The following is an 11,443-nucleotide window of genomic DNA, read 5'->3' on the forward strand; positions in this document are numbered from 1 at the left end:
ACACGAACTTCAGGTCTTTTGCTCCACCGCCGCGCCGCGGCAACAGCTTCAAAAAAGAGGTCCACAGATTACACAGATTTCTTGTCGGTTCTTAATCTGTGTAATCTGTGTAATCTGTGGATCCCATCTTGCGAAGATGCCGCTGCGCGGCGACGTCAAGTCTGCCCAGACGTTCGTGCCTGTTCGTGCCGTTCGTGGTCAAAAGTCTTCTTCCCGTTCTGCGATACCCGTGTCGGATATGGTGGTCGTGTCCCACTGAGTGGTGGAACTCAGGTGGTCGCGACGCTGGCTCCGTAGCGCCCTGCAAGAGAGACGGCGCAGCCGCCGGCTAAGCGTTTGGTCATCGCCAAATGTCGCAGCAGCGCCGCGACAATGTAACACGACCCCAGACGAACAACATCTCTGACCCGATTACGCGCCGGAGCACGGGCGCGTTCCATAATCGAGTGCAACAGGCGCATGGTCAAACTTCTTCTTCCGGTTCAGCTCGCCATTGACGGGGGTGAAAGGTCGCCTTACGCAACTGGCAAGATAGGCTTGACCGTTCAAGGGCGTGCACGTCGCGCTGCGCCACATAGAGGGAAACAATGAAACAGGTTGCGCCCGGCGATGACTTTGCACCGATTATCCGGCTGATCGAGGCGTCGCGCCAAAAGGCCTATTCGGCGGTTAACACCATCTTGATCGAACTCTATCTTCAGATTGGCGAGACCCTGAGCCGTAAGATCGCCGCCGCCGAATGGGGCGAAGGCGTGACGTCGCGGTTGGCTCAGCATATCGCCGCGACCTATCCCGGCCTACGCGGATTCACCGCGCGCAACCTCTACCGGATGCGACAATTTTACGAGACGTACCGTGACGTTCCAATTGTCGCGGCACTGCTGAGACAATTGCCGTGGACGCACCATTTAATCGTCATGGGCCAGAGCCGGCGTCCGGAAGAACGTGAATTCTACCTGCGTCAGGCCATAGCCGAAAAATGGAGCAGTCGCGATCTGGAACGGCAGATCAAGGCGGCCCTTTTCGAGCGCACCGTCCTGCATCCGCCAAAAGTGTCAGCACTGCTGTCACAAATGCATCCGAACGCCGTGACCGTCTTCAAGGACGCCTATATGGTGGAATTCCTTGGACTTCCTGACGCGCATCATGAATCCGATCTGCATCTGGGGCTGCTGGCCCGGCTGAAGGCCTTCCTGATCGAACTGGGTGGTGACTTCTGTTTTGTCGGGTCGGAATATCCGCTTCAGGTCGGTGGGCGCGACTTCGCGCTCGACCTTCTGTTCTTTCATCGCGGCCTGAACGCCCTGGTGGCGATCGAGCTGAAAATCGGCCGGTTCGAACCGGAGCATCTGGGCAAGCTCAGCTTCTACCTCGAAGCCCTGGATCGCGATGTCCGCAAGGCCCACGAAAACCCAGCCATCGGATTGTTGCTGTGCGCCAGCGCCGACGATGAGGTGGTGGAATATGCCCTCAGCCGCAGCCTGTCCCCGGCGTTGGTCGCGCAGTACCAAACCCAGTTGCCTGACAAGGACCTTTTGCGCGCCAAGCTGCATGAGTTTTACATGTTGAACGCCAGCGGCCAGGGAGAGGACATATAAGCGTGAAGCTCTTTGCGGCCCGAACGGACGGCGTCCGGCCTTCGGCAGCAAGCGCGCCTGAACCCTTTTGAGTTGCCGCCCTTGCCGGTATCCGCATGACGTGCAAATGTCCGGGGAAACTCAGGGGCTTACGGGCGAATCATGAATCCCACCGAAATTGCCGATGCGCTGGACGTCATCGCCAAAGCGCCGTTCGACGCCGCTGAATTCGGCTATGCCTTCGCCGACGCCACCGACAATGCCCGCGCCACCATCGCCAAGCTCAGATCCGGCGCCACCAACAAATCCGACCTGAACGGCGGTGTGCTGCTGAACCGCAAATTCCACTATGCACCGGCCTTGCCCAGCGACACGGCCCAAACCCTGGCCGCCCTGCGCGCCAGCAAGAAGACCGCCTCGGCCAAACCGGTCATCCTGATCGCCACCGACGGCCAAATGATCGCCGCCGAACACCCGAAATCCGGCGACACCCTGCATTGTCCCTTCAACGAACTGGGCACCCATTTCGCTTTCTTCCTGCCGGCGGCGGGCAAGGACCGCTATCAGGCCGCCGAGGAAAACCCCGTCGACGTCAAGGCTTCGGGTAAGCTGGCCAAGCTCTACGACGCTATGATGCGCGTCAATCCCGACTGGAAGCAGGCCGAACGCCGTCACGACATGAACCTGTTCATGACACGGTTGATCTTCTGCTTGTTCTCCGAAGACGTCGGCATCTTCACCCAGCATCAGTTCTCCCACGCTGTCTTTTCCTATGGCGGCAATAAGGGCGAGCACGCCCGCGACACCATTGTCTCGGCCTTCGCCGCCATGAACCGGCCCAAGGGCGAGCGCAGCGACCTGCCGGCCTGGACGGCGAACTTCGAATACGTCAATGGCGGGCTGTTTACCGGCACCATCGATGCGCCGGACTTTGACCCGGTTGCCTTCCGCTATCTGCGTGACTGCTGCGACCTCGACTGGAAACTGATCAATCCCGACATTTTCGGCTCGATGATCCAGTCGATCGCCGACCCCGACGCCCGGTCGGAACTGGGCATGCACTATACCTCCGTGCCCAATATCATGAAGGTGCTGGGGCCGCTGTTCCTGGACGATCTCGACGCTGCCATCGACAAGGCCTGGGACAAGGCATCCGCCCTGCGCGCGCAACTGACCCGGCTGTCGAAGATCCGTGTCTTCGATCCGGCCTGCGGTTCCGGCAACTTTCTGGTCGTTGCCTATCGCGAACTGCGCGAACGCGAAATCCGCCTGCTGAAGCGGCTGGGCGAACTGGAGGCCAACCCGCAGAACGTCATGTGGTCGTCGGTCAGCCTGGGCCAGTTCCATGGCATCGAAATCACCGACTTCGCCGCAGAAACCGCCAAGCTGGCCCTGTTTATCGCCGAATATCAGGCCAATGCGCGCTTTGCCGACGTCTTCGGGCGGATGCCGGCCCTGCTGCCGCTACGGGACGGTGGACATATTGTGTGCGACAACTCTCTCCGCCGTGATTGGGAGGAAGTTTGTCCGCCGCCCGTTGCCGAAGAAGAGGTTTATATTGCGGGTAATCCGCCCTTCCTTGGCGATAACGCCCGGTCTCCAGAGCAGAACAATGATATGGATTTTGTTCTCGCCGGACATTTAGACGCTCACAGGCGTATAGATTTTGTTTCGTGCTGGATATTTAAAGCGGCAAATTATCTACGAAATCGCAATGCAAAATCTGCTCTGGTGTCCACAAACTCAATTTGCCAAGGTCAATCTGTTGGTGCTCTCTGGCCGGAAATTCTTAAAAACGGCCTAGAAATTGGCTTTGCTCATAGATCATTTAAATGGAGAAATAATGCTGCCTCCAATGCCACTGTAATGTGCGTTGTAGTTGGTTTGAGGAATATAACAAAGGATAGGAAGAGAGTATTTGAAGGTGATTTAGAGTCGGAAGCAGCTAATATAAATGCGTATTTATTGGATGCTTCAGATATTTTTGTTGAGGCATCATCGAGATCTATTTTTAACCTGCCATATATGGAGTATGGAAATAAACCCACTGATGGTGGCCACCTTCTTTTGACGCCTACAGAACGATTAGAAATTCTAAGTCGCTCTCCCGAAGCAGCTCCTTATATCAAGCGCCTGATGGGGTCTGACGAAGTGATAAATGGGATTGAGAGGTATTGCATTTGGGTAACTGACGAAGAGGCAACAAACGCTTCAGCTTTACCGCCATTGAAGGAAAGATTTGATGCCGTTGCAAAATTCAGGGCATCCAGTAAAGCGGCCCAAACACGACCTGCAGCGGCATACCCTCATCGCTTTCGTCAAGCGCAGAACTGGGCACGCGAACAAGCACTGTTTATCCCTATACATTCGTCAGAAAATCGCCCATTTCTACCGATAGAATGGGTCAAATCAGATGTAATTGCCTCAAACGCAAATCTAGCGCTTTATGATAGTCCAATATGGTGTCTTTCTATTATTGCTTCGCGCCTCCATATAGTCTGGATTGGTGCGGTTTGCGGAAAGCTTGAAACCCGGTATCGCTATTCTAACACTATGGGCTGGAACACTTTTCCGGTTCCCAAGTTCACGCCTGATCAGTTGGACCAGCTTTCCGCCTCGGCACGGCGCATCCTCAAGACCCGCTATCAGCATTATCCCAAGACCATCGCCGATCTGTACGATCCGGACGACATGCCCGACGATCTGCGTCAGGCGCATCGCGAAAACGACGATCTGCTGGAAACCATGTATATTGGCCGGCCGTTCCGCAACGACACCGAGCGGCTGGAAAAGCTGTTCAAGCTCTATGCCGCCAAGGTGGCCAGCAAGGGGGGCAAGTAGATGGTCGAGATGGTCAAGGTCGCCTATGGCCAGTCGGGCGCGTCCAAGACGACCAATGCCCTGGGCCAGCGGCCGATGCAGGCCCGCGCCTATGCCGCGCGCGGCGCTCAGTGTCTGCTGCTGAAAGCCCCGCCCGCCGCCGGCAAGAGCCGCGCGCTGATGTTCATCGCGCTCGACAAGATGCACCATCAGGGGCTGGGCAAGACGATTGTCTGCGTGCCCGAAACCTCGATCGGCGCCTCGTTTCGCTCGACGCCCCTGACCAAGGACGGCTTCGACCACGACTGGGTGGTCGAAGACCGCTGGAACCTGTGCCTGTCGGGCGTCGAGGACGCGCCGAACTCCCAGAAGGTCAAGGCCTTCAGCGAGTTCCTGAGCTCCGCCGCCCGTGTCCTGGTCTGCACGCACGCTACTTTCCGCTTCGGCTTCGACGCCGTCGAACAGGCGCGCGGGATCGAGGCCTTCGACGACATCTTCCTGGCCATCGACGAATTCCATCACGTCTCCGCCGCCGACAATAACCGGCTGGGCGAAATCCTGCGGCGTATTGTTCGCCGTGAAAAATCGCACGTCATGGCCATGACCGGGTCCTATTTTCGCGGTGACGCCGTCCCTGTGCTGCGGCCGGAGGACGAGGAACGCTTCACCATCGTCACCTATTCGTATTACGAACAGCTCGACGGTTACGAATATCTCAAGTCACTGGGGGTCAATTACAGCTTCTATCGCGGCCAGTATGTCAACGGCCTGCCCGAGGTGCTGGACACGCGGCTGAAGACGATCATCCACATCCCCCATCGCGGCTCAGCCGAAGCCTTCGGCGACAAGTATGACGAGGTCGGGCGGATCATCGACCTGATCGGGGAGCACAAGGGGCGCGACCCGGACACCGGATTCGACCAGGTTGAAACCGCCGATGGCCGGGTGTTGCGCATTGCCGACCTGGTCGATGACGGCCCCGGCCGGGATATCGTCAAGGCGGCGCTGTCGCGCGAAGTCCGCGGCCCCGATGGCCGCCGCGACGATGCCGGCGACCGCGCCAAGGTCGATATCATCATCGCGCTGGGCATGGCCAAAGAAGGCTTCGATTGGGTGTGGTGCGAACACGCCCTGACCATCGGCTATCGCGCCTCCCTGACCGAAATCATCCAGATCATCGGTCGCGCCACCCGCGATGCGCCGGGTAAGCCGCGCGCCCTGTTCACCAACCTGGTCGCCGAACCCGGTGTCGAAACCGGCGCGGTCACCGACGCCGTCAACGATATGCTGAAGGCTATTTCCGGTTCGCTGCTGATGGAGCAGGTGATGGCCCCCAACTTCCGCTTCTACCGCCGCGAGGACGGCGATATCCGCGAACCGATCAGCGTTGACGGCCAGGGTCAGGTGACCATCGGCATTCGCGGCCTGATGGAACCGCCGACCGAGCGCGCCCGCGACATCTGCGAAAAAGACATGAACGATCTGGTCGCCAGCGCCTGCCAGGCCATGGATGCCCGCGTCCTGGCGCCCGACACCGCGCCGGAAGTGGCCACTCAGATGATCCTCACCGACATCATCGAGCGCCGCTATGAGAACCTGTCGGTGGACGAGACCGAGGCCATCCGTCAGGACCTGGCGGCGCGGATGAATATCCTGACCCTGGCGCGACGCGAGGCCGCCACCGGGTTTTCGGAGGCCGCCAACGGCGTGTTCGAAGGCCCGCCGCCGCTGGTTGCCGGCGACGACGAACCGGCGGGTGCGCCCAATACCCTGTTCGACCTGGTGCGGAAGTTCATCAATGTCCGCGAACTGGATATCGACCTTATCGACAGCGTCAACGCGTTCCGCGAACGCTTCGAAGTGGCGTCGAAGTCGCTGGATTCTTCACTGCTGGCGCATGTTCAAACGGCCATGGTCGCCATGCGCGTCCAGATGACGGAAGAGGAGGCGCGCACCCTATGGGTCCGCATCAAGCGCTTCCGGGCGCAGGAAGGCCGCGAGCCCAATGTCCATGCCTCCGACCCGATGGAAAAGCGCATGGCTGAGGCCCTGGCTTGGTTGAAGAACCGCAAGGCGCAGATGATGCGCGACGGGGCGGGCTGATGCCGCGCCCGACCCTGGAAGACATCTTTGCCGAGCCTGATGAATTCGGCTTGCTGAACGTAACCCTGCGTGCGGCTTCGTCGCGCCCGTCGGCGGACGGAGGCGCGGCCATTATGCGCGATGTGACGGGCTTTTTTCAGCGCACGGGCCGCCTGCCCGATGCGGACGCCGACGACCATGAAGAGATGCGCCTGGGGACCATCTGGTCGCGCATGTCGGCGACGGCGTCCGAAGCCATGCGCAACGAAGACCATCTCGGTCTGCTGACCCGGTCGGTGCAAAAGCGCGAACCGTCGTGGCGGGACGATCCGGACGGGGACGAGATTCCCGACAGCCTGGACGACATTCTGGGCGATGACGAGTTTGGCATCGACGATGATGTTTTTTCGCTGCGCCACGTCACGCCGTCGGCGGAGCGTCTGGTCCCCGACCATCGCGCCGAGTTCACCCCGTGCCGTGATTTTGCGAATTTCCAGGCTTTGTTCGACGATATGCAGGCCGCTCTGGATGCCGGGGATCGCGTGGCGACCCGGATCGAAAAGCGTGCGATCATCGAGCCTTTGGAAGGTGATTTCTTTATCCGCAACGGCCTGTTGGCCTATATCGCCGAGAAGGGCGAGATGACCATGCGTGGCGGCGCCCGCGACCATCGGCTGCGGGTGATCTTTTCCAACGGCACCGAGAGCGACCCGCTTATGTCATCGTTCCGCAAGTCTTTGAACGACGACAAGACCGCGCGCGTGGTGCAAAGGCCGGGTATGGGGCCGCTCGACCCGGAATTCGACGCCGACCGGCTGGACCTGACGGGAACCATCTATGTTGCGCGAACGCTTTCAACGGACCCGGCGCTGGCCGCCGACCGCGCCATCCTGCACAAGATCGGCGTGACCTCACAGGACGTCAGCCGTCGTGTGGCTGATGCCCGTAACGATCCGACCTTCCTGTTGGCGCCGGTTGAGGTCGTTGCGACGTTTGAACTGAAGAACCTGTCGCGCGCCAAGGTCGAAGCGCTGCTGCACCGGTTTTTCATGGCCGCCCGTCCGGCGCAGCTGTTTATCACCGACCGCTTCGGCAAAAAGATACGGCCGCAGGAGTGGTTCTACGTCCTGCCCGACCATGTCAGCCAGGCGGCGGCATTGATCCGGGACGGTCAGTTGCACCTGTACCGCTATGACGTGAGCCAGCAGAAGATTGTTCTCAAATGACGAGGTTAGATTGAGCGACATCAAACTCTTTAAGTTGGCGAACAACACCGTTCAGGAACTGAGCGGCACCACCGACACGATCGAAAAATCGGTCCAGGTGCTGTTCGAGCGCCATCTCGAAGCCTTGCTCGGCGTTCGCTTCCTGGCGACGGAATTCGTCACTACGAATGGTGGGCGGATGGACACGCTTGGGCTGGATGAAAACGGCTGCCCGGTGATCATCGAATACAAGCGCGCGATGAATGAAAACGTCATCAACCAGGGCCTGTTCTATCTTGACTGGCTGATGGATCACCGCAAGGACTTCCAGTGGCTGGTCATGGAAAAGCTAGGCAAGGCCGTCGCCGACAGCGTCGACTGGTCGGCGCCATGCCTGATCTGCGTTGCAGGTGACTTCAACCGATATGACGACCACGCGGTGCGCCAGATTCAGCGCAATATCCGGCTCATCAAGTATCGCCGATTTGGTGAGGACCTGTTGTTGTTGGATCAAGTGACCTCGACTTCGGTCAAGAAGCCGGTCGCCCTCCCCGGCACAGTCGAGTTGTCGCCATCGGTCACAAGGTACAAAACCATATCGGCGGTCATCGAAGACCTGGATGCCGCGATGATCGACCGCCTGGAAGCGGTAAGAGCCACCCTCTCGGCCTTGGGGGATGACGTTCAGGAGGCGATGCTTCGCTTCTACATTGCCTTCAAGCGTATCAAGAATTTTGCCTGTGTCGAGGTGCGGCCGCGCGAGGGAAGGATTCTCATATTCCTGAAGATCGATCCCGTCACCGTGCAACTGGAACCCGGCTTCAGCCGCGACGTTTCAAAGATCGGTCATTACGGCACCGGTGACCTTGAAGTCACCTTGTCACGATCCGAAGACCTCGAAAAAGCGCTGCCGCTGATTCAGCGCAGCTACGACGGCGCCTGATCCTGGCACGCATCTTGAAACACTCAAGATATGAAAAGGGCCTCCGTCCCGGTTCGGAACAGAGGCCCAAAAGTTCAACCCTATCCGGGAGTTAGCCCAGAACGAAGCCGTTGATGTCGAAGATCCAGGGCGTGGTGCCGGTGCCATGCAGAACCGCGATCATGACCGCGCCGCTGCTGAAATCGCCGTCGGCATCGTAGTAAAGCGCGCCGACGTCCTTCTGGTAGAGGAAGGCACCGTCGCCGCCGTTCGACAGGGACGTCGCCAGCATGGCGTCATAGTCGTTGACGCTGGTGATGTTGGTGCCTGCCACCAGGGTCGTGCCGCCGATATCGAACGTATTGTCGGCATAGGTGCCCAGACCTACCACATCCAGCCCGATCTTGTCCGCGCTGGAGCTGCGGAAGTTCTTCACCGTCACCAGGTCGTTCAGGGTGACGTTGTCGATGACCACGGTGTCGATGCCGGCACCGCAGTAGTAGGTGTCCACGCCGCCGCCGCTGAAGTAGCTGATGGCGCCGCTGCCGCTATGAGTGACCACGTCGGTACCCGCGCTGCCGGTAACCGTTTCGGTATTGGTCACCGAGACGGTGTTGTTCACGCCCGTCAGGGTCAGGCTGTCGGTGCCGGCGCCCAGGTCGACGACACCGTTGGCGACAGGGACATCCAGCGTGATAGCGTCCGCGCCGGCATTGCCGTTGAGGGTTTCAACGCTCGAGACCGTACCGGTGTTGCTGAAGTTGCCCAGGTTCAGGACGTCGAGCCCGCCCTTCAGGTTGACGGACATGGTGTTCGTCAGGGCCGTGCCCAGGGTGATGGTGTCCGCGGCCGAGCCGCCGTCGATGGTTTCGGTGTTCGAAATCGTCGCCGAGTTGGCGAAGTTACCGAAGGTCAGGCTGTCGGTGCCGCCGGCCAGGTTGAAGGTGCCGCCCGTGATGAGGGTGGCCAGGGTGACGACATCGGCTGCGGCATTGCCGGTGATGGTCTCGACGTTGCTGACCGTGCCGGTATTGGCGACGTTGGCCAGGTTCAGCACATCCTCGCCGGCCTTCAGATCCAGCGTCATGCCGGTCAGGGTCGTGGCCAAGGTAATGGTGTCTATGCCGGTGCCGCCGTTCAGGGTTTCGGCGTTCGAAACCGTCGCCGTATTGGCGAAGTTGCCAAACGTCAGGATATCTGTGCCCGTCCCCAGGTCGATGGTGGCCGAAGCGACGGCCGCACCGATGGTGACAGTCTCATTGCCCGTACCGCCCGTGATGGTTTCGGTGTTGGAAACCGTCGCGGTGTTGGTGAAGTTGCCAAAGGTCAGGCTGTCGGTGCCAGCGCCCAGGTCGAAGACACCCGCGGTGATGGCGGTGGCCAGGGTGATGGCGTCGGCATTGGCTGCGCCGGTGATGGTTTCAATGTTGGAAACCGTCGCCGTGTTGGCGACATTGGCCAGGATCAGGGTGTCGGCGCCGGCGGCCAAATCCACCGTCATGCCGGTGAGCGTTGTGCCCAGGGTGACGGTGTCCGCTCCGGTGCCACCGGTGACCGTTTCGGCGTTCGATACCGTCGCCGAGTTGACGCCGTTGAAGAGGGTCAGGACGTCGGTGCCGCCCGCCAGGTTGATCGTGCCGGCGGTGATGATGGCGCCCAGGGTGATGGTGTCGACATCGGCATTGCCGGTTATGGTTTCGGCGTTGCTGATCGTGCCGGTGTTGGCGAAGTTGCCCAGGTTCAGGGTATCGAGTCCGGTGCCGAGATTGACCGTCATGCCGCTGAGGACAGTGGCCAGGGTAACCGTGTCGGCGCCGCTGCCGCCGGTGATGGTTTCAACATTGGAGACAGTGACCGAGTTGACGAAGGCGCCAAGGATCAGGGCGTCGGTGCCAGCGGCCAGGTCGATGGTGGCCGCCGTCAGGGCAGCCCCCGTGGTGACCGTATCCGCGCCCGTGCCTCCGGTAATGGTTTCGACATTCGAAACCGTCGCCGAGTTGGTGAAGTTGCCGAAGGTCAGGGCATCGGTGCCGGCGGCCAGGTTGATGACGCCGGCGGTGATCGCCGTGGCCAGGGTGACGTCGTCGGCTGCCGTATTGCCGGTGATGGTTTCAACGTTGGAGACCGTGCCGGTGTTGGCGACGGCTGCCAGGGTCAGGACGTCAGCGCCCGTGCCCAGGTTCAGGGTCATACCGGTCAGGGTGGTGCCCAGCGTGATGGTGTCGATACCGGTGCCGCCGGTCAGGGTTTCGGCGTTCGAAACCGTGGCCGTGTTGGCGAAGTTGCCCAAGGTCAGGACGTCGGTGCCGCCGGCCAGGTTGATCGTCGCCGCGGTCAGGATCGCACCGATGGTGATGGTGTCGACATCGGCATTGCCGGTGATGGTTTCGACGTTTGAAATCGTACCGGTGTTGGCGAAGTTGCCCAGGTTCAGGGTGTCGACGCCGGTGCCCAGATTGACCGGACCCGCGAGTGCGGACCCCAGGGTGATGATGTCGATCGCGCTGCCGCCAGTGATGGTTTCGGCGTTGGTGATGGTGCCGGTGTTGGCGAAGGCGCCCAAGGTGATGGCGTCGGTGCCGGCGCCGAGATCGACGGTCATGGTGTTGGCCAGGGCCGTGGCCAGGGTCAGGGTTTCGGCACCCGTACCGCCGGTGATGGTTTCGGTGTTCGAAATCGTCGCCGAGTTGGTGAAGTTGCCAAAGGTCAGGCTGTCCGTGCCAGCGGCCAGATCGATGACGCCTGCGGTGAGGGCAGTGGCCAGGGTGATGGCGTCGGCCGCGGTGTTGCCGGTGATGGTTTCGACGTTGGAAACCGTACCCGTGTTGGCGACGGCG

6 protein-coding genes are annotated in these 11,443 nt (G+C 60.3%); 5 read left to right on the forward strand and 1 reads right to left on the reverse strand.

Annotated features, from left to right (window positions below):
• Window positions 1-587: 587 nt before the first annotated feature.
• The 5 genes from ABI_RS14985 to ABI_RS15005 all read left to right on the forward strand — a co-directional run bounded on the left by ABI_RS14985 (window position 588) and on the right by ABI_RS15005 (window position 8,627).
• On the forward strand, window positions 588-1,598 hold the full coding sequence (locus ABI_RS14985) for a PDDEXK nuclease domain-containing protein (RefSeq protein ID WP_006273881.1): 1,011 nt from the start codon (window positions 588-590) through the stop codon (window positions 1,596-1,598).
• A gap of 141 nt (window positions 1,599-1,739) precedes the next feature.
• Entirely contained in the window at window positions 1,740-4,418 is a 2,679-nt protein-coding gene (locus tag ABI_RS14990; protein ID WP_040309315.1) for a class I SAM-dependent DNA methyltransferase, read from the forward strand.
• On the forward strand, window positions 4,419-6,500 hold the full coding sequence (locus ABI_RS14995) for a DEAD/DEAH box helicase (protein ID WP_006273882.1): 2,082 nt from the start codon (window positions 4,419-4,421) through the stop codon (window positions 6,498-6,500).
• Window positions 6,500-7,705: a GIY-YIG nuclease family protein gene (locus ABI_RS15000; RefSeq protein WP_006273883.1), complete on the forward strand. Its 1,206-nt coding sequence runs from the start codon at window positions 6,500-6,502 to the stop codon at window positions 7,703-7,705. Before ABI_RS14995 ends, ABI_RS15000 begins: the two co-directional genes overlap by 1 nt.
• A 10-nt stretch (window positions 7,706-7,715) precedes the next feature.
• Window positions 7,716-8,627: a DUF5655 domain-containing protein gene (locus ABI_RS15005; RefSeq protein ID WP_006273884.1), complete on the forward strand. Its 912-nt coding sequence runs from the start codon at window positions 7,716-7,718 to the stop codon at window positions 8,625-8,627.
• Between the two features lie 91 nt (window positions 8,628-8,718).
• Here ABI_RS15005 and ABI_RS25720 read toward each other — a convergent pair.
• On the reverse strand, window positions 8,719-11,443 hold a 2,725-nt coding region (locus ABI_RS25720), incomplete at its 5' end, for a beta strand repeat-containing protein (RefSeq protein ID WP_040309316.1).

The organism is Asticcacaulis biprosthecium C19 (genome assembly GCF_000204015.1).
Classification (GTDB): Bacteria; Pseudomonadota; Alphaproteobacteria; order Caulobacterales; family Caulobacteraceae; genus Asticcacaulis; species Asticcacaulis biprosthecius.

Coding starts and splice junctions, on each gene's coding strand:
- ABI_RS15000 (WP_006273883.1), top strand. CDS start 6,500: ATGCCGCGCCCGACCCTGGAAGACATCTTTGCCGAGCCTGATGAATTC.
- ABI_RS14995 (WP_006273882.1), top strand. CDS start 4,419: ATGGTCGAGATGGTCAAGGTCGCCTATGGCCAGTCGGGCGCGTCCAAG.
- ABI_RS14990 (WP_040309315.1), top strand. CDS start 1,740: ATGAATCCCACCGAAATTGCCGATGCGCTGGACGTCATCGCCAAAGCG.
- ABI_RS14985 (WP_006273881.1), top strand. CDS start 588: ATGAAACAGGTTGCGCCCGGCGATGACTTTGCACCGATTATCCGGCTG.